Consider the following 20,942-nt stretch of genomic DNA (forward strand, 5'->3'; position numbering starts at 1 on the left):
ACTTTCTATTAAATATACTAATTTTATTTTAATATATATAAACTAACAATGAAACATTTATAATTAGAAATAAAAAAAACCTTTAAATTGACGTTATACCAATTCAAAGATTCTTTCAAAAATTTGTTTTTAGGTGTAGCAATCTTACTACTATTTTACATTTATTATAGGTTTGAATTTTCTGCGTTTTTTTCTTATGTTGTTCTTCCTAGCAAGCCTTTTAAATTTATCCTCAAAATACTTCTGGGAACTTAACAATTCACCATCTTTACGTTCTATTCTTTCATATGAACCTTGACTATTTAAAACTCTTGCCTTAACGTTATCCATAAGATATATTTTAAGCTCATCTTTTATTCTAGCTTTAATTTTCTTATCTTCAATAGGAAATAGTATTTCAACTCTCCTATCCAAATTTCTAGTCATCCAATCTGCACTTGAAAGATATATTTTTTCTTCATCCTCGTTGCAAAAATAAAATATTCTACTGTGCTCTAAAAACCTACCAACTATGCTTATTACTCTTATATTTTCACTTACACCAGGCATATTAGGTCTTAAACAGCATATTCCTCTAACTATTAAATCTATTTTAACGCCCGCCGCAGAAGCATCATAAAGTTTAGTTATTATTTGCTTGTCCACAAGTGAATTTATTTTTGCTACTATCCTTACACTCTTACCACTCTCAGCAATTTTAATTTGTTCCTCAATAAGTGAACTGATTTTTTTTCTTAAATTTAAAGGTGCTATATAAAGCTTATTCATACCCTCAATTTTTGAATATCCTGAAAGCATATTAAAAAGTGCGGAAGCATCTCTTCCTATAGCATTGCTTGAAGTAAATAGTCCAAGATCAGTATAAAAATTTGCAGTTACATCATTGTAATTTCCAGTAGCCATATGTACATATCTCTTTATGCCATCCTCTTCTTTCCTAACTACAATAAGTATTTTACCATGAGTTTTAAGTCCTACAAGGCCATATATAACATGGCACCCTGCCTTTTCAAGTTTCTTAGCCCATACTATATTATTTTCCTCATCAAATCTGGCCTTTAATTCTACAAGTACAGTAACTTCCTTTCCATTTTCAGCTGCTTCCATAAGTGCTTTTACAATAGGAGAATTACCACTAACTCTATAAAGCGTCTGTTTTATAGCAAGCACATTAGGGTCTCTAGCTGCATCCTTTACAAAATCAACCACATGCTCAAAAGATTGATAAGGGTGATTCAAAAGTACATCTCTTTCAGATATAACCTGAAACATATCCTTGTCTTTAACATTAAATTCAGGTACTATTTGAGATTTAAATCTAGGATATTCCAAATAATCATAGCCCTTAGTATCAGCAATTTTGCTTAAAAACGTTAAATCAATAGGTCCATCTATTTTATATATATCAGCTTCATCTGCTTCTGCTTCTGTTTTAAGTATATTTAGAAGTTCTCTGTCCATGTCCTTTTCAACTTCTATTCTTATTACTTCTCCCCATTTTCTTCTTCTTATAGACTGCTCTATAGTTTCAAGTAAATCTTCTGCCCCTTCTTCATCTATAGTTAAGTCTGCATTTCGAGTTATCCTGTAACAGTTCATATTTAAAATCTTATGACCTCTAAATAAGTCCTGGGCAAACATCTTTATTACATCCTCTAAAAGCATAAACTTATTTTCCATGGGGAATTTTACGATTCTGCCTATTACAGATGGCACTTGAACTGTTCCAAATATACTGGAATAATCATCTCCCTCTATAGATAAAGCTATATTAAGACTTTTATTAAGTATAAGTGGAAATGGCCTACTTTTATCAACCACAATTGGAGTTATTACTGGAAAAATTGTATCGTAATAATAGTTAGTTATATATTTTTTTTGTCTATCATTAAGTTCTTCAGCCTTGACTAAAGTTAATTCCTGCTTATTAAGTTCTTCCATTAAATCCTTAAAGCATAAATACTGCTCATAAATCATTAAGTGAACCTTTTCCCGTATCATATGAAGCTGCTTAAACGGCGTATACCCTGCAATATCCGCCATTGTAAATCCGGCATTCACCTGCTCAACTATGGATGCTACCCTTATCATAAAGAATTCATCTAAATTAGAGCTAACAATTGAACAAAACTTAAGTCTCTCAAAAAGTGGATTACTTTTATCTTCTGCTTCTTCTAACACTCTGCTATTAAATTCAATCCAGCTTAATTCCCTATTTATAAAATTTTCACTCTTGTACTTTTCCATAAATGCCCCCATTTTTATTTTAATATATGCTATTTCTACACACTCAAAAATAATCTTTCCTTCAGTAATTTTAAGTCTGTTTAAAAAATATTGATATTAAATCCCCGCTTGTATTAATGACAATATGCCTGAAAGTTCGACAGTTTTAAGCTTATTTTTTGTTATTATTATATCATGAAATTACCAATCATAATACATAGAAATTTTTAGTAATAGTATGATATAATTATTGAATATTTAATCTACATTATTCGAGGTGATGATACTTTGAAACATATTGGAATAATTGACATAGGATCCAATTCAGTAAGACTTCTATTTGCCGAAATAACCAGTCCACATTCCTTTAAAATCATAACTGAACTCAAAGAATATGTGAGGCTCGGTGCTGGTTTTGATGAGGACGGTAATATTAATGACGAAAAAATAATTTCTACCATTAGAGTACTAAATTTATATAAAAACTTTTGCAGCATGTTTGAAGACACCAAAATGCTTGTAACTGCCACTGAAGCTTTCAGAAAGGCCAAGAACAGGGATTTCATCTTAAAAAGAATTAAAGATGAACTTAATATTGACATAAGAATACTTTCTGGAGAGGAAGAAGCATATTACGATTATTTTGCAGTAATAAACACCTTAAATTTAAAAGACGGACTTGTTATGGATATTGGAGGTGCAAGTACAGAACTCATATGGATAAAAGATAGAGACTTAAAGGAATGTATAAGTCTTCCTTTCGGTGCCATAACCTTAACCAAAAAATTCAAACTTGAAAATTCAATAAATAGTGAACAGGAAAAACTTTTAAATGATTTTCTACTCGAAAATTTTTCTAAAATCCCCTGGCTTAAAAATTTAGATTCTTTGCCTTTAATAGGCATAGGCGGAAGTATAAGAAACCTAGGTAAAATATCAAGAAAGAAAAAAAATTATCCTCTTAATTTAATACATAACTACACCATGTCTTCCAAATGTGCAGAAGATATATATGACGAAGTTAAAATTAAAACTAATGCTCAAAGAAGAAAAATCAAAGGATTATCAAAGGATAGAGCAGATATATTCGTAGGTGCCGCTGGAGCAGTTAAATCCATAATCTCTTTGTGTAAAATAAAAAAGATTACAATCTGCAGAAACGGAATAAGAGAAGGACTTTTATTGTCAGAGCTTTTCAATAAAAAACCTATAGAAAATATACTCGATTTTTCAATAAATAACGTACTTATGAGCAACACAAATATTAATCATAGCAATCATGTATATAAGCTTACAAACTTGCTTTTTTCTTCACTTAAATCTGTTCATAAAATAGAAGAAAATCTTAATAACGTTATAAAGACCTCAGCTATGTTTCATGATGCCGGAATAAATGTATCTTATTACTACTATCATAAACACTCTGCATACATAATATTAAATTCATCTTTGTACGGCATCTCCCATAAAGAACGTGTAATGAGTGCCTGTGCTGCAGTATATCAAAGAAGTGAAAACATACAGTCAATGCTTGATGAATATAGAAATATTATAGATAAATCAGATATTTATAAAATAAAAGTAATTGGTCTATTATTAAGAATTGCAGAAAACCTTGACAAAGATCTATCTGGATCAATTAAAGATTTAAGCTGTACAATAAACGATGATACTGTAATAATTAAAACTTATTCCAAACAGCCGTGCGAGTTTTTAATACGTGAAGCTCAAACTTCATCAGAATTATTTAAAAATATTTTTAATAAATCTCTTTATATAGTATAAAATTCAATAACTTATATATATCTAACTTCATAATATAAAGTAAACATTGTAATTAATTAGGAGGATTTATGAAAAAGAGCTTTCCAAAAATATTACTATTGTTTACTTTAATATTATGCATTTCATTTGTAGGCTGCAAGAAATCAACTGATAAATCACTTACAACTGTACGACTTAATGAAGTTACCCGTTCTATCTTTTATGCTCCAATGTACGTTGCAATAAAAAACGGTTACTTTAAAGATAGCGGCATAAATATTGAGCTTTCTACTGGCGAAGGTGCTGATAAAACCATGCAGCAGGTATTAAGTAAAAATGATGATATAGGTTTTTGCGGTCCTGAGCAGGTTATATATATTTATAACAAACATAGAAAAGATTACCCTATAGTTTTTGCCAAACTCACACAAAAGGATGGTTCTTTTATTGTGGGAAGGCATGCTGATAAAAATTTCACCTGGAAATCTTTAAAGGGTAAAACAGTAATCGGCGGCAGACCTGGCGGAGTTCCTGAAATGGCATTTGAATATGCTCTTAAAAAAAATGGATTAACTCCAGGCAAGGACGTAAATATAATAACCAATATAAACTTTTCCACTGTAGGTGGAGCTTTTAAAGGCGGCACCGGTGATTATGCAACTTTATTTGAGCCTACAGGAAGTCTCTTAGAACAAAGTAAATCTGGATATATCAATGCTTCTGTTGGCTCAGCTGCTGGCTTACTCCCTTATACCTGTTTCTTTACTACTAAATCTTACATGTACAAAAACCCAAAAATAATACAAAATTTCACCAACGCAATTTATAAAGGTCAATTATGGATGAATAAGCATTCGGACAAGGAAACTGCAGAACTTATAAAGTCCTTTTTTCCTGGAGGCACTACTTCTTTAATACAAAACTCTATAAAAAATTATAAGAGTATAAATGCTTATGCTTCTGATCCAGTGCTTAAAAAAGGAGAAATGGATAGTCTTATGAATATAATTCAAGGCTATGACAAAGATTTAATTAAAACTAGGCCTCCATTTAATACCATAACAAATGAAAAATTTGCTAAAGAAGCTGTTAAAAAAATAAAGTAGTAGTTATGGAGATGATAAAATGGATAAGGTTTATGTAAAAAATGTATCTGTTAATTATCACTCGGTAAAAGCAGAGACAAAAGCACTAAAGAACATAACCTTTAAAATTGAAAATGGTGATTTTGTAAGTATAGTAGGACCATCTGGATGTGGAAAATCCACACTTTTAAATATAATTGCAGGACTTCTTGAGCCCTCTTCTGGAAAAGTTTATATAGATAATGTTCCTGTAAAAGGTGTCTCTCCTAAAATAGGATATATGTTTCAAAAAGACAACTTATTTCAATGGCTTAATGTATGGGATAATGTAGCTTTGGGTCTTAAAATAAAAAAACAATTTAATAATACTACCAAGATCAAACTAGAAAATTTACTGGAAAAATATGATTTAAAAGATTTCAAATATCATTATCCAAATGAATTATCAGGCGGTATGAGGCAACGAGTTGCTCTTATAAGAACACTAGTTTTAGAACCAGAAGTACTTCTTCTCGATGAGCCATTTTCAGCACTTGATTACCAGACCCGACTAAACGTAGGCAGCGAAATCTGCCAAATTATTAAAACTGAAGGTAAAACAGCTATAATGGTAACTCATGATATAGCTGAAGCAGTTTCAATTTCAGAAAGAATTCTAGTGTTTTCAAAACGTCCTGCTGTGCTAAAAAAAGAGGTACAAATAAACCTTCCAGCAGTCTCCCCTATAAAAAGAAGGGAATGTCCTGATTTTTCATTCTATTTCAACTCTGTTTGGAAGGAGATGGACGATAATGAAAGTGAGCACTGAACAGCTTAATTATATGAAAAAACTAAAAAGTGATAAGAAGAAAGTCACTATAACAAGAATTTTAATACTAATTTTCATTTTTGTACTTTGGGAAATAGTTGGTGACTTAAATATAGTAGATCCATTTTTAATAAGTACTCCTTCTAGAATGATTCAAAGTCTGATAAAAATATATGGTGAGGGGACTTTATTTACACACATCGGTATAACTTGCTTTGAAACAATAGTAGGTTTCCTTTTAAGCACTGTCTTAGGCACAATAATAGCAATTCTTCTGTGGTGGTCAGATTTTGCTTCAAAGGTTTTAGATCCTTACCTTGTAGTATTAAACTCTCTGCCTAAAATAGCCTTAGCTCCTATATTAATCTTCTGGATGGGCAACGGTATAAAAGCCATAATATTAATAGCTGTACTCATATCAATTGTAGTAACAATTATATCAGTTTTAAATAGCTTTAAGGCAGTTGATGAGGAAAAAATCAAGCTCCTGAAAACCTTCGGTGCAACAAAATTTCAAATATTAAAAAATCTAATAATTCCGTCTTCAATTCCAACTCTTATGTCTGCCTTAAAGATAAACGTTGGTTTATCATGGGTTGGTGTAATCATGGGAGAGTTCTTAGTTGCAAAAGAAGGGCTTGGTTTTCTAATAGTTTATGGTGGTCAAATTTCAGAGCTAGATATGGTAATGATGAGCATAATAATTCTATCTATTTTAGCTTATCTAATGTATTTATGTGTAGCTCTTTTAGATAAAAAATTGGCTAAAAGATACTAATATAGTGAATAAATTGCTGCTTAAAATGAACCTCTTTCATAATGTATAATTTTTATTTAATATGCAAACTATAATTTTGAAATAAATGAAGGAGGTATCATTATGCAGCAACCTAAACTTGGAATGCATGAAACAATGGAATTACACGAACTTTTAAATTTTAAAAACCTATGCTTAACAAAAACAACTGCTGTATCAGAATTAGTTTCTGATGTCAATCTAAGAACGATTTTAGAAGATGATAAAAACGTAACTAAGAGACAAATTGGCGAACTCAAAGGTCTTATCCAAAAATCGAAAATGGATTCACCAAGCTTCATGAATAGCTAAACAAAGGAGATTGATTTATTATGAATACAGTTTTAGAAAATGCACATAAAATGGATATACTAAACGACCATGTTATTGCATCAGATTTTCTAATTGCTTCTAAATCTGCAATAAGAAATTATGCTATAGCAATCACAGAATCAGTTACACCAGAAGTAAGAACAACGTTAAAAAGGCATCTTGATGAAGCTATTAGTCTTCATGAAAGAATTTTAAACTATATGATGACAAATGGCTATTATCAGCCTTACAATACTCAGGAACAATATAAGGTTGATATGAAATCAACTGATACTGCATTAAATTTAAATAGATAATTTTATTTTTTTGGGCATGCAACCGTTATATTTTAATATGAACGATTACATGTCTTTTTGAATTATTATTCTCATTTATTAGCTTTCAATTCAAATTTTCGGTAGCGGAGCAGACGAAAATCTTCCTTGCCATTACCCATTATGTGAAGTAACAGTAGTTTGAAAACGATTTAAATAAAACTCAATAAGACTTTGCCTCAAATTATAAAAAGACTTAGAAGTTTCAATTTGTCTGAGCTTCTTTTCAGCAAGTTATTAAAAGTTTATGCAGGGATAAACTTTTAATTCAGATTTCCCGCAGCGGAGCGGAAGAAAATCTTCCTTGTCTTTACCCTTTATGTGAAGTAACAGTAGTTTGAGAACAATTTAAATAAAACTCAATAAGACCTTGCCTAAAATAATGAAAAGACTTAGAAGTTTCAATTTCTCTGAGCTTCTTTTCAGCAAGTTATTAAAAGTTCATTCATGCATAAACTTTTAATTCAGATTTTCGGTAGCGTAGCGGAAGAAAATCTTCCTTGCCCTTACCTCTTATGTGAAGTAACAGTAGTTTGAGAACGATTTAAATAAAATTCAATAAGACTTTGCCTCAAATTATAAAAAGGCTTAGATGTTTCAATTTGTCTGAGCTTCTTTTCAGCGAGTTATTGAAACTTCTTAGTCTTTTTATAATTTGAGGCTTAGTCTTATGAGTTTTATTTAATGTTTCAAACTACTGTTACTTCACACACCTTTTTATAAATACAAAAATTAGTATAATAGAATAAATTACTGCTGCAGCTAAAGTATACATAACCCCAACTGAATTCTGCAAATTCACATAGTCTATTGAACTAAGCTTGTCTATTGTTAAATATACTGGTGGCAAAATTACAGTTATCCACTTAAATACAGGTAAGACTTGAACAAGAGGATTTCTAATAATAGACACAAGTAAAATAGCACTCAAAAATAGCACTACAATTTTTTTATCTTTAATTATTCTAGAATTAAACAAGCCTCCAAGTGCTGTCCCCAAAAGTCCAATAACAGCATGACTCATAAAAGCAATAACAATATCTAAAGTATATATTTTTCTAATAAAACATCCTAATAAAATCGGATAAAAAACCGTAATAACTGATAATATAAGTATTAAAAAATATACAAAAGCTATCTTACCCAAATAATATAAATTTTCTTTTTTAAAATGCAAAATTGTAAGCTGCTGCTGAACAATGTCTTCACTATCTACAAAAGTAACCGAAATCCACGCTGCAATTATATATATTATTATACAAGTTGCAGTATAAGATGTCATTACATAGCATGGTTTAACCGCATACACAACACCCATTAAAATCATATAAGCTAAAAGTGGAGGTATATACTTATTAGACCTTTTGTAATCTTTGAAAAAATATATCATTAAACTTTTAATACTCATAATATAATTTACCCTTCCTTCACTGAAACAATGCTGCATCCCATATTGATTAAATGCATTATGCTGCTGTCACTGTACTTTGGGTCTACTAATATATTAGCTAGCCTTCCATTCTGACTTGCATTAAGTAATCCTTTAAAGCTTTTGACTAAATTTAAGTCAAAATCTTCACTTATTTTAAAAACTATAAACATATTTTTGTGTGTATCTTGAGAAAAGCATAACATTTTAGCATTTTGTATTTTCACAGTTTTATCCGCTAATTTTTCAACTAAATACGCTTCATGACAGGCTAAAACCATTGCAATTCCTTCTGATTTCAGTTTTTCTAATATACTAATATTTTTTTCTTGTGAATCAACATCCTGACCTGAAAGTGGCTCGTCCAACAATAATATATCTGGTTTTGACAACATAGCTTGTATAACTGCGACCTTTTGTATGGTTCCCTTCGATAAATATTTTATTTGTGTATCCTTCATTGAATTTAAATTAAAATCGTTAAAAAGCTCTTTTTCCACCTTATCTATGTGATTATTAGATAAGCCTTCAATCTTTCCCATATGTAATATATATTCATGAGGAGTAAAATTAAGTTTTGGAAATCTATCTGGAACATAACCAATATTTAATTTAAGTCTATCTCCTTTAACAATTCTTCTTCCCCCTGATACTTTGCTAAGTCCAGCTATTATTTTAAGTAAAGTACTTTTTCCTGCACCATTTTTACCAATAACAGCTAAAGTCTGCCCCTTAAAAATGCTTAAATTTATATTGCTTAAAATTTTCTTATTTCTATAACTTTTACTGACATCTTCTAATTTGATTAATTCCTCCATAATACGCTTATAACCTTTCCTTATATTTATACTAATTGTAATATTTTTCACAATTTAAAACAATGAAATGTGTCTTAAATTAATATAAAATTTACCGAATATTGAAAAAGTGTTACATTAGTAATTTCAGAAATTGCTAATGCAACTCTTATATTAAAATTATTTTATATCGTTTAATTCAAGACTGATTATATCATTAACCCTAAGTCTAACATTTGCTTTCACCATGCAGCCGTTGACTTTTATTTTACCTTTCTCAATTGCCTTAACAACTTGTCCTCTAGTAAAATCAACTATCTTTTCTGCTAGAAATTTATCCAATCTTTCCTTTGTACACATTTCTTTAAGAAAAATTTGTACCTCATCAATTCCATCCTGTAAAACTTGAGCTATGCTGAAATTTTCATATATATTTTCCTTTTCATTATTTTCTTTATAATTATTTTTGAGTCCTGCAGTAGTTTTAAACGTATCAATTTTCTTATTCCAGGTATGTCCATTAGGGCACTTATAAATAGCGTAATAAAATATATTTTTGCCATTTGCATTTTGTCTTCTCTTTAATGAATCCTTAAATTCAACCTTTGTACCACAGTTGTGACAATACCTAATTTCATGATCAGTCTCGTTTTTGTATATATACCAATTTAAATTTAATTTCTTTTCCATATTCCTTACCTCCAACAAATTTAATACACGGTAAGGAATATAAAATATATTTTTTATTACATGGTAATGCGTAAATCATAAACTATTAAAATACTCCTTCCGTTTACTGATTTAAATACATTACCTTAAATATAGGTTCCATATAATCACCACCAATCTTACGTACTAACCTGATGCACATTATATGAAATTATATAATTAAATACTGAAGGTTTACAAATAAAAAAGGTCGTAAGAAGACAGTATCCACTTACAACCTAATAATTCAATTAAAATTTATAATTATAATTAAGTAAGTTACCTTCAAAAATTGCTAATTTCATAAAAGCACAACAAATAAGCCCAAAATAATTAGGCAAAAAATTAGTACCTTTAAAATATATATTTATTTTCATATAAAATAAATACTAGCAATTTGATGGTTCCATAAACTTACTTACCTCCTTAATTTCTTTCCTTTATCATTATATACAAAAATTTAGCATCTGTAAAATTTATTTGGATTCAATGACTTAATATCTAAATGTAAACCCTTTAATGCTTCAAAATACTATTGCTTTAACTTTCTAAGTCTTTTTACAGCTTCAATTAGAGTTTCATCTTTTTTAGCAAAATGAAATCTTATATAATTATTTACATTCTCCTTAAAAAAGCTTGAACCCGGAACTGCTGCAACCCCTATTTCTTTAGCAAGCCATTCGCAAAACTTATAATCATCCTTCTCACCAAATTCAGATATATCAACTAAAACATAGTACGCACCCTGTGGCTCAAAATATTTTAGCCCTATCTCATCAAGTCCATTTATAAATATATCTCTTTTTCTAGTATAAAGCTTAGTTAAATTTTCATAATATTCATCACTAAAATCAAGACCTGCAAGTACTGCTCTTTGAAGTGGTGCTGCTGCTCCCACTGTAAGAAAATCATGTACCTTCTTGCAGCTATCAATAATTTCACTGGTTGCTATTATGTACCCTAATCTCCAACCTGTTATTGAATAAGTTTTTGAAAGTGAACTACAAGATATAGTTCTTTCTCTCATTCCCGGTAGTGACGCCATATATATGTGCTTATTAGGTTTGTATACTATATGTTCATATACTTCATCAGTTATTATATATGTATCATATTTCTTTGCCAGATCTGCTATATAAAAAAGTTCTTCTTCTGTAAAAACTTTTCCTGTTGGATTAGATGGATTACAGAGTACTAATGCTTTTGGTTTCTGTTCAAATGCTTTTTTTAGAGTTTCTTTATTAAATTTGAAATCTGGAGGTTCTAAAGGGACATATATAGGCTCTGCCCCAACTAAAATAGCATCTGCTCCATAATTCTCATAGAATGGTGAAAATACAATAACCTTATCTCCTGGATCACAAACTGACATCATTGAAACCATCATAGCTTCTGTACTTCCGCAGGTAACAACAATATTTTTTTCAGGATCAATATCAATTCCCATAAACCTTTCCTGCTTTCGAGCAAGTTTTTTTCTAAATTCCGTTGACCCCCAGGTTATTTCATATTGATGAGGTCCCTCGAAAGAAATTTTTCTAAGTTCGTCCATTATTTCCCTTGGTGGATCAAAATCAGGGAAACCCTGAGAAAGATTTATAGCTCCATACTTATTAGCTATCCTCGTCATTTTTCTTATTATTGATTCAGTAAATCCATCCAGCCTTCTGCTCAATTTTTGCATTTTATCATCTCCTAACTATATTATACCAAAAAGGCTATCCCTTATAAGAAATAGCCCAGGTAAACCTATAAATCATATAGGATTAGTTGATTTATATTATATATATAGTACAACATTGTTTCTATATCTGTCAATACACTTGCATCATATAGTCACCTCAACATTATGCTCGCCACCATCTAAAAATGGTACTATACCACCAGTAACATTATCACCATCTAGTACTATTGTTTTCTTTCCTGTTCTGTGTATGTTTATATTATAGATATTATTTTTAACTTTATACTGCATACTATAACTGCTCCACTTATCAGGAATACATGGTTCGATTGTAAAACCCATTCCTTCTTTTAATTTTAAACCAAGTATGCCTTCTATTCCGACTCTGTACATCCAACCTGCAGTACCTGTATACCAGGTCCATCCACCTCTACCTACATAAGGTTCCTTTGCATAAACATCTGCTGCCATGACATATGGTTCAACCTTATAAGTTTGACAATCGTAAAATGATTTTGTGTGATTTATTGGATTTATCATATTAAATAGCTTCCAGGCTTTTTTACCATCACCTAACTTTGTCATAGCAAGTATTACCCAGGTTGCTGCATGAGTATATTGGCCTCCATTTTCTCTTACACCTGGCACATAACCTTTTATATAACCGGGATTTAACTTAGAATCATCAAATGGCGGAGTTAAAAGTAATACCATACCTTTATCTTCTTTTACCAGATACTTTTCAATTGACTTCATTGCTACTTTAGCTCTTTCATGCTTAGCTCCTCCAGATATTAATCCCCATGATTGAGCGAGAGAATCTATTTGGCATTCATCATTCTGTGCGGAACCAAGAGGTGTTCCATCATCAAAGTAAGCTCTTCTATACCAATTTCCATCCCACGCATTCTTTTCTATACTCTCTCTTACAAAATCGCTTAATTCCAAATACCTCTCACTTCTATATTCATCTTTTTTCATCTTTGCCACATCTTTAAAGTTTTTGAGTATAGAATACAAAAACCATCCAAGCCATACACTTTCACCTTTTCCTTTGTTTCCTACGGTATTCATTCCGTCATTCCAATCTCCACTACCCATGAGCGGTATGTTATGAATTCCAAATTTAAGTGCTTTATCTATAGCTTTTATACAGTGCTCATATATAGTTCCCTTTTTGTCAGATGTTTTTGTAAGATTATATCTCTCATCTTCACCTTCTTTTAAAGGTTCATCTTCTATATACGAAACTATTTCGTCTAAAATAGAATAGTCTCCAGTATTTCTTATATAATCTAAAGTTACATAAGGAAGCCATAATAAATCATCTGAAAATCTAGTTCTTATACCGCTATTTACTACAGGATGCCACCAATGCTGAACATCACCCTCCAAAAATTGCCTTGATGCACTTATAAGTATCTGCTTTCTAGTCATTTCAGGCTTAACAAAACTAAGAGGCATTGTATCCTGAAGCTGATCCCTAAAACCATAAGCTCCTCCAGACTGATAAAATGCAGTTCTAGCCCACAATCTGCACGAAACAAGCTGATACATAAGCCATCCATTCATCATAATATTCATACTGTCATCCGGAGTCTTTACAGCTATTGAAGTTAACATAGATCTCCAATACTCTTTTGTCTTAGATAATTCATTTTCAGCATTTTGAACTGAAGAATATTTATCTGTTAAATTTTTAAGCTCTATTAGAGATTTTTCTTCCCCGAGCATTATTACAATTTCTTTTTCTTCCCCAGGATTCAAATTAATTTTTACATTTTCCGCCATACAGGCTTCTATTCCACTTCCTACCTCATTAGACAGCCTAATCTTTTTAATTGCAGCAGGACCATGGATATTATTTTCCTTACCAATAAATTCTTTTCTGCTTCCAGTAAAACTCTCATCATAACCACCATAAATTTTGAGAAAAGCATACAAATTTCCAAAACTTGTGCTGTAAGGATTTCTAGCGTAAATGACTTTACTATTCATATCTAAATATGTTGAAATATACTGCTTAGTATGCTCAGGTGTCACTCCTAAAACGAGTCTTGAATAGTACGTAGCTGATAATTTTCTTTCAACCTCTGTATTATTTTTAAGCTTTAAAATTATTACCTTTGTACTTTCTTCCATAGGCACAAACATAGTCATATTGCCCACTATGCCTTCTTTGTAATGGCTAAAGCTGCTGTATCCAAAACCATGCTTAATTATATAATCGTCATTATCACGCACAGGTTCTGGACTTATACTCCAGTACTTACCTGTAACTTCATCCCTTACATAAAGTGCCTCACCTAAAGTATCTGAAACTGGATCATTATCCCATGGAGTTATCTTATTCTCTCTACTATTTTCACTCCATGTATATGCAGAGCCTATTTCTGATACATGAAATCCAAACTTCTCATTAGATATAACATTAATCCACGGAGCAGGTGTATTCTTACTATCATTAAGAATTATTACATACTCATTACTTTTTTCATCAAATCCTCCATATTCATTAAAAAACTTGAGGGCATTAATTGAAAATTTATATGGTTTAATATCATATTTAATTTCGTGAGATTCTAAATTTGGCATTTCATCCTTCTCATGATCTTTAGTCTTAAGCTGTGCTATTAAAAGTCCCTTATCTGAGTCTATAACCAATTTTGCTATACCTATTAAAAACTTCATGTCTTCTTCTGGCATCAATGCTTTATTAAATAGAAAAGTTTTTCCTGACTTATATCTATCCAATCTTACATTACTTCTATTTATTAAATCATTTATAGTATCTTGAAAATTTTGAATATAGGAATTATCCATTAAATTTATTATTATAAGGTCAACACCTAAACCTTTAGTTTGAAAATATTCATGTGCCTTAATCATCTGTTTCACAATTCCGATATCACTTTCATATCTTACAATAAGGAGTAATATTGGCAAATCCCCAGAAATACCGTAACCCCATAGTGCGGGCTGATTTTTATTTATATTTTTGATATAATAATCTCTATTTTTCAAATTATCGCTTAAAAATAATATCTTTGATGCCATTAGCTCATATACATTAGCTTCTGATGATTTTATACCTAAGTATCCCATGGAAACTTGTGCTCCAGTAGCTGCAATTTCAAAAGCTCTTTTTATGCTTCCATAGAAAGAGTACTTTTTACAAATTGCAAGCACATTTTTCTTAGAATCAGCAGCAGCTGTAATATAAGATATTCTAATGGTTTTCCCTGGTCTAATTTTAATTCTTCTTCTTAGACTCATTATAGGATCTAAGACATCTCCAACTGTATTTTTAAGTGGTGAATTCATCGCCTCAGGGTTATGAACATCCCTCGTTCTTCCAATAAAATTATTTCTGCTAGTTTCGTACTCAGCATTTCCTTTTGCTTCTCCTTCTACAATCATATAGTGCATAACCCATAATTCATTTTCTTTTTCACTTCTCCTTCTCCTTGAAGCAAGTAAGCATCCATATTCTCCATTAAACTCTGTTCTCACAAACAAATTACTAAAAGCAGGGTGCACTAAATCCGCATCAAATGGCGCAATAGTAATTTCCATATAACTTGTTACCTCTAAAATCTTATCAGTTTTTCCATTATTGGTTATATCTAATCTCCTTATTTCTGCATCTTCCTCACTAGAAACAACAACAGTTGTACTGGTTATTATATTTTCATCCTTTCTTTTAAATTTTGCCTTATCCTCAGAAAATATGGCTTCATAATAATCGCCTTCACTTTGGCATGGTTCATACCCTGCGCTCCACCATTTGTTACTTCCTAAATCTTTTATATAGAAAAACATTCCCTTATTCTCTTCTATAGAATCATTACGCCACCTATATATATACTGTTTATCTCTTTTACTATATCCACTTCCACTATTAGAAATCATAATAGAGTAATTTCCGTTAGATAAAAGCTGAACTTCAGGAATTGTTGTTTTTGCTGTTTTATATCTTCTTTCTATTATCTTTTGTTTCTCATCCTTAAATTCTGGAACCTCAAATGCCTTTTCTTCATTGTATACTATTCTCCTTGGCACTCTCTCCTGCAATAAAAGTTCTGTTGCCTTGACTTCCGGTATACAATGAAATCTTTTTTGTAGCACATTATCATTTATAACATTATCAAGAGACATTAAACTCATTCCCTCATGATGAACCATAAAACACTTTACAACTTCTTTTTCTTTATTACCTTTTAATCTTACCTTAGTATAATCAATTGCCTCATAAAAACCGTATCTACCTTCAGCACCTTGATTTACAAGTTCATGCATATTACTTATAGAATTTTTAGCATCAATCTGAAGTGCCATAACTGAAGCATAAGGTGCTATTACAAATTCATCTGAAAGCCCCCTCTTAAGACCTATACCTGGAACGCCAAAAGCTTTATACATATAGTTGTTATCAGCATCTAATCTTGAAAATGCTGATTCTGAAATTCCCCAACATGGAAGTTTCCTTTTCTTGCAATATCTTCTCTGACTTTCAACTACTGTCTTGTAAGTCTGACTTAAAAGCGTTTCTGGATAATTCCTCATTATTATAATTGGCATAAGATATTCAAACATAGTTCCACTCCAGGAAACTAGACATTTTCTTTTATAGACATTTGTTATTGCCCTTCCTAGTTTAAACCAGTGATTTTGATTAACCTCACCTTTAGCTATAGCTATAAAACTTGCCTGTCTAGCTTCAGATGCTAAAAGATCATAAAAACTTTTTCCCAAACTGTCACTTTCTATATCATAACCAATAGCGAACAATTCCCTCTTATTATCAAAAAGCATTCTAAAATCAGTATTATCTATAATCCTACTTAGCCTATTATGCAAATCATTTAAACCATATATAAGTTTTTCAATTTCAGCTTTTCCATCACTGATATCTTTAATTAGTTTTCGATAAATATCTCTATCTATTCTGTCACTGCTATTAATCTTATTTTGAATAAATACCTTTATTTCCTCTAACTTTTTAGGAAGAACACTAAGAGGTACCTCAAAAATTGCCGTATTAAGCGTTTCAAAAATATAATATTCGCTTTCTACATTTTTCATAAATGTATTTATCCACGGCATTAATTTATTACATTCATCTTTTAAATTCAAAGAAGCATTTTTAAGTTTAAGATTCCAATATATTCTTGATTTGTCTTCCTCACTTTCCACTAATTCTTCTTTTTCAATTAGACCCCAAAGTATTTTATGAAATAACAGTAAATTGATTTTTTCATTTTGAAGTACATTTCTTATTTCTCCATAGTAGTTTTCTCTTTTTATATCAGTAGTCTTAAGCTCCTTTTCTGCTAAATTTATATTATCAATTAATCCTCTTATCAAATTTTTATTAAAGACCGAAGATTTTTTAAATTCTTCAATAGAACTGGTTAAAAGCCACATATATCCTACAAGATTTCCACTATCTACAGTTGATATATATTCCGGTTTGAGCGGCCTTTTAGTCTTTATATCATACCAATTATAAAAATGCCCTCTATACATAGGAAGTGACTCCATGCTTGAAAGCACTTTGTTCGTTCTACTTAGAAATTCAGTTATACCTATAAACCCCAAATCATATGCAGACAAATTTGAAGTTAATCCCATTCCCATATTAGTTGGTGAAGTCCTGAAAGCAACTCCCTTATCTCCATATTCTTGATAATTATCTGGAGGAAGAAAATTTGATTCTTCATTCACAAAATCCTCAAAATATGCAAATGTTTTTCTTGCCATCATTCGGAGAAATTTCATGTCAATGCTCTTTATACTTATATTATTTTTATTCTCTTTACTTATAAAGTATGCTGTAAATGGACTTATAAACCAAAGTACTGCCATTGGGAACATTATGAATCCAATTGCTGTTTCCCTATAAAAAGCCTCAGTACATACAATAATTGCAATCAAACTTCCTATCCACATAGAATATGCAAAATCTCTAAATTCTCTCTTACTAGAAGCCTCTGAATCCGCAGAAGTTTGCCATTCAAGTAGATTCTTTTTACTTATAAAACATCTATATAACGTTCTTACTATAGCATCAACCATAAGATATGCTTTATACGGAAGGAAACTAAATATTAAAAACATCTGCTCTATTACAACCTTACTGCTATCAATTTTCCCTGATAAATTCATACCCCTTATAGGCGATACTACCATTTCGGATATATCGAAAAGCCATGGACATATTAATGATAAAAAAGCTATAGAAAGCCATTTATCTATATTGTATGGAAGTATGGTTATAGATAAAAATATTAAAAGCATGATTGAAGGTGCTATCATACTTCTTCTTAAATTGTCAAAAATTTTCCACTTAGACAAAGCGTTTATAGGAGATTTTTTTAATATCCAAGGCAAAAGCTGCCAATCTCCTCTAACCCATCTATGCAATCTTTTACAGCTTGAATTATAATATGCAGGATATCCATCAATAAATTCAACATCCGTAACTAACGCTGTTCTTACATATGATCCTTCCAATAAATCATGACTTAATATAGTATTTTCAGGTATTTGATTTTTCAACATACTCTGAAAAACATCGATATCGTATATTCCCTTTCCAGCGAAGATTCCTTCACCAAATAAATCCTGATATACATCTGAAACAGCAGTACTATATGTATCAATACCTGCTTCTCCGGAAAAAATCTTAGAATAAATCGTTTTATTAGCGCTAAGAGAATTTATGCTTACTCTAGGCTGCATAATCCCATAACCTCTTACAACTCTATCATTTTTTATGACAGCTCTATTCAAAGTATGAACCATAGCACCTACAAGCTTTTTTGCTGTATCCCTTGGAAGCTTAGTATCCGCATCAAGTGTAATAACATACTTAACATTATAAAGATTTTTTAAGCTGCCACTTATCACATTATAACTAGTATTCTTATCACCTTTTAAAAGTGAATTGAATTCAATTAGCTTTCCTCTTTTCCTTTCCCAGCCGATCCACATATTTTCACTTGAATTAAATTTTCTTTTTCGATTAAGAAAGAAAAAGATTTCTTCTTCATTATCACAGTATTTTCTATTTAACCTTTTTACGCTATTAAGTGCAGTTCTATTTATCTTATAATCATCATCTTGTGTCTCATTTTTACTGTCCTTAAAATCACCTAAAAGTGCAAAGTAAAGATTTTTTTCTCTATTAGCAAGGTAATAAATTTCCATATCGCTAATTAATTTTTTTACTTCTTTTTCATTATTCAAAATTGCTGGAATTACTACTACTGTTCTAGCCTCATCCGGGATACCTTTTGATAAATCAATCTTGGGTACAAATTTAGGTATAGTTAAGTTATTTACACTCCAATTAACAATAGAATTCACTATTTCTGAGCATGGAATTAAAATAACAAAAAATCCTATTACGTATTGGGGTAGGTTACTATAATTTCTTCCTCTAAAAATAAGGTATAGCAAAAAGACATCTAACATAATAGTTCCAATTACATTAACACCTATATAAAATCCAACTTTATTTTCATTTAAAATTTTCCATAATAACTTATTTACACGTTTCCTTAATCCAATTTTATCTTTTAATTCTTCAATTCCACAATCTACAATGTAATATCCAACATGCTTTCTTATACCCTTTCCCGAATACTCCTCTGCACATTTAACCGCCATCTTAGAAACATAAGACTCAGGCAAGTTCATTCCGTTTGAAATTCTCTCTATATTATGTCTATAATAATCTTTTGATAGAAAATCCATGTGATTATATATTCCAGATGGATCTTTTCTCAATATGCTCTCTACGGAGCTAAGCCTTTCAAAACATTCTTTCCAATTTAAGGCTTCAATTTCCCTTATAGCATTTATTGAGTTCCCCATAGATACCTGAAACTTGGCCTGTCTTTGATGCTCCAATATTATCATTTCATTGCTTGTAGTTTCCTGCATTTCAAGCCTTGTATCTATATAATCATAAATTTCTTTATTATCAACGCCGCTGTCTCTTAAAATTTTAAGAAATCTTTCTACAAAATGTGAGGTTAATATTTTTTCACTTTTTAATGCTCTTTTAACCTTCTTAAAACTAATATTTTCTGAATTTATTATGTCATCTCCATACTTATCTGCTTTCGACTTTTCAATTTGAGAAAATACTATACTTTCAGTGATTTTACTTATATTTTGAATAACCGCCATTCTAAACATAGTAGGCAGTGCCCAAAGCTCTGCACTGGTTAAGACAGCTCTCTTTTCATATTCTCCTATGTACGAAACTAAAGCCCCTTCATTTATCCTTCCATCCAATTTATTTATTATTTTAGTTCCAAGATAATATACCCTTGGAAGGCCCTTAAATGCCCCCTTACTTATAACCGGCATATTTCTATAGCATATTCCGGACATATTATGTTTTATATCCTTATATTCTTTTTCTATGAGATACAAGTTATCAAGAAGCCACTCGGATGCAGCTGGTATTTCTCTCTTATTTCTTATTTCCCTGTCGAAGTATTCATATCCTTTAAGAATCCTATTATAACTTCTATCCAGCTTTTTTATAAGAATTCCTCTTCTGCTTCCCCTCGGTATTTCAAAGTAGCTTTTATCATGACTTAAATCATCATTTTCTATAATGTTTTCATGATAATGATAACTTTTTCTTCTACCAACATAACGTAACATGTATATAGAACCAATAACTAAACATAGAAGAAAAATATATACATAAAGCATAATAATCAATCCTTTCAGCAAATATACTCATTAATTTAACTTCGATTATTATTCCCACATATATATTTTTTTAAACAAAATTTTAAAGTTACAAATTACAGATTTATATTAACTATTTAAATTTACCATCAAAAAAAATCGTGGGTTATTAGTAAAAACATGACCTTGTGCCCCAACATGATCAAGTGCTTTTACCAATAACCCACATTTAACTTAGAAGCAGCTGATCAATAAAATCAGCCTTTATATTGAGCCCCCTAAA

The 20,942-nt window shown here is 30.6% G+C and carries 12 protein-coding genes; 6 read left to right on the top strand and 6 right to left on the bottom strand.

The genetic code is table 11. From position 1 onward, the window contains the following. Positions 1-150: 150 nt before the first annotated feature. Positions 151-2,247 carry an RNA degradosome polyphosphate kinase gene (locus tag BEE63_RS06625; protein WP_066020631.1) on the bottom strand — a complete coding sequence of 699 codons (2,097 nt, stop codon included), beginning with the start codon at positions 2,245-2,247 and terminating at the stop codon, positions 151-153. A 267-nt stretch (positions 2,248-2,514) separates the two neighbouring features. On the opposite strand from BEE63_RS06625, the gene ppx reads away from it, so the two are divergent. The 6 genes from ppx (at position 2,515) to BEE63_RS06655 (ending at position 7,308) form a co-directional block, all read left to right on the top strand. Beyond that, a complete protein-coding gene (gene ppx / locus BEE63_RS06630) occupies positions 2,515-4,011 on the top strand; it encodes an exopolyphosphatase (protein WP_066020632.1) in 1,497 nt (498 codons plus the stop codon). A 68-nt stretch (positions 4,012-4,079) separates the two neighbouring features. Continuing rightward, positions 4,080-5,096: an ABC transporter substrate-binding protein gene (locus BEE63_RS06635; protein WP_066020633.1), complete on the top strand. Its 1,017-nt coding sequence runs from the start codon at positions 4,080-4,082 to the stop codon at positions 5,094-5,096. A gap of 19 nt (positions 5,097-5,115) precedes the next feature. After that, complete coding sequence (locus BEE63_RS06640; RefSeq protein ID WP_066020634.1) at positions 5,116-5,883, top strand: ABC transporter ATP-binding protein; 768 nt, start codon at positions 5,116-5,118, stop codon at positions 5,881-5,883. After that, positions 5,867-6,661 carry an ABC transporter permease gene (locus tag BEE63_RS06645; RefSeq protein ID WP_066020635.1) on the top strand — a complete coding sequence of 265 codons (795 nt, stop codon included), beginning with the start codon at positions 5,867-5,869 and terminating at the stop codon, positions 6,659-6,661. Before BEE63_RS06640 ends, BEE63_RS06645 begins: the two co-directional genes overlap by 17 nt. Before the next feature lie 102 nt (positions 6,662-6,763). Continuing rightward, entirely contained in the window at positions 6,764-6,991 is a 228-nt protein-coding gene (locus BEE63_RS06650; RefSeq protein ID WP_066020636.1) for a hypothetical protein, read from the top strand. 20 nt (positions 6,992-7,011) lie between these two features. Next, positions 7,012-7,308 carry a spore coat protein gene (locus tag BEE63_RS06655; RefSeq protein ID WP_066020637.1) on the top strand — a complete coding sequence of 99 codons (297 nt, stop codon included), beginning with the start codon at positions 7,012-7,014 and terminating at the stop codon, positions 7,306-7,308. 718 nt (positions 7,309-8,026) lie between these two features. On the opposite strand, the gene BEE63_RS06660 is transcribed toward BEE63_RS06655, so the two are convergent. The 5 genes from BEE63_RS06660 to BEE63_RS06680 all read right to left on the bottom strand — a co-directional run bounded on the left by BEE63_RS06660 (position 8,027) and on the right by BEE63_RS06680 (position 20,680). Continuing rightward, the gene (locus tag BEE63_RS06660; RefSeq protein ID WP_066020638.1) at positions 8,027-8,734 is read right to left on the bottom strand and encodes a hypothetical protein; all 708 of its coding nucleotides are present in this window, start codon (positions 8,732-8,734) and stop codon (positions 8,027-8,029) included. An 8-nt stretch (positions 8,735-8,742) separates the two neighbouring features. Then, entirely contained in the window at positions 8,743-9,573 is an 831-nt protein-coding gene (locus BEE63_RS06665) for an ATP-binding cassette domain-containing protein (protein WP_066020639.1), read from the bottom strand. A 159-nt stretch (positions 9,574-9,732) separates the two neighbouring features. Then, positions 9,733-10,242: a S4 domain-containing protein gene (locus BEE63_RS06670; RefSeq protein WP_066020640.1), complete on the bottom strand. Its 510-nt coding sequence runs from the start codon at positions 10,240-10,242 to the stop codon at positions 9,733-9,735. A 550-nt stretch (positions 10,243-10,792) separates the two neighbouring features. Next, positions 10,793-11,944 (bottom strand): pyridoxal phosphate-dependent aminotransferase, encoded by a 1,152-nt coding sequence (locus BEE63_RS06675; protein WP_066020641.1) that lies wholly within the window; start codon positions 11,942-11,944, stop codon positions 10,793-10,795. Between the two features lie 144 nt (positions 11,945-12,088). Then, positions 12,089-20,680 carry a GH36-type glycosyl hydrolase domain-containing protein gene (locus BEE63_RS06680; RefSeq protein ID WP_066020642.1) on the bottom strand — a complete coding sequence of 2,864 codons (8,592 nt, stop codon included), beginning with the start codon at positions 20,678-20,680 and terminating at the stop codon, positions 12,089-12,091. Between the last annotated feature and the right edge of the window lie 262 nt (positions 20,681-20,942).

Source organism: Clostridium pasteurianum, from assembly GCF_001705235.1.
GTDB lineage: Bacteria > Bacillota > Clostridia > Clostridiales > Clostridiaceae > Clostridium_S > Clostridium_S pasteurianum_A.

Bases quoted from the DNA above. Each gene is read 5' to 3' on its own strand.
- BEE63_RS06650 (WP_066020636.1), top strand. From the start codon at position 6,764: ATGCAGCAACCTAAACTTGGAATGCATGAAACAATGGAATTACACGAA.
- BEE63_RS06670 (WP_066020640.1), bottom strand. From the start codon at position 10,242: ATGGAAAAGAAATTAAATTTAAATTGGTATATATACAAAAACGAGACT.
- BEE63_RS06660 (WP_066020638.1), bottom strand. From the start codon at position 8,734: ATGAGTATTAAAAGTTTAATGATATATTTTTTCAAAGATTACAAAAGG.
- BEE63_RS06655 (WP_066020637.1), top strand. From the start codon at position 7,012: ATGAATACAGTTTTAGAAAATGCACATAAAATGGATATACTAAACGAC.
- BEE63_RS06625 (WP_066020631.1), bottom strand. From the start codon at position 2,247: ATGGAAAAGTACAAGAGTGAAAATTTTATAAATAGGGAATTAAGCTGG.
- BEE63_RS06665 (WP_066020639.1), bottom strand. From the start codon at position 9,573: ATGGAGGAATTAATCAAATTAGAAGATGTCAGTAAAAGTTATAGAAAT.
- BEE63_RS06635 (WP_066020633.1), top strand. From the start codon at position 4,080: ATGAAAAAGAGCTTTCCAAAAATATTACTATTGTTTACTTTAATATTA.
- BEE63_RS06645 (WP_066020635.1), top strand. From the start codon at position 5,867: ATGAAAGTGAGCACTGAACAGCTTAATTATATGAAAAAACTAAAAAGT.
- BEE63_RS06675 (WP_066020641.1), bottom strand. From the start codon at position 11,944: ATGCAAAAATTGAGCAGAAGGCTGGATGGATTTACTGAATCAATAATA.
- BEE63_RS06640 (WP_066020634.1), top strand. From the start codon at position 5,116: ATGGATAAGGTTTATGTAAAAAATGTATCTGTTAATTATCACTCGGTA.
- BEE63_RS06680 (WP_066020642.1), bottom strand. From the start codon at position 20,680: ATGCTTTATGTATATATTTTTCTTCTATGTTTAGTTATTGGTTCTATA.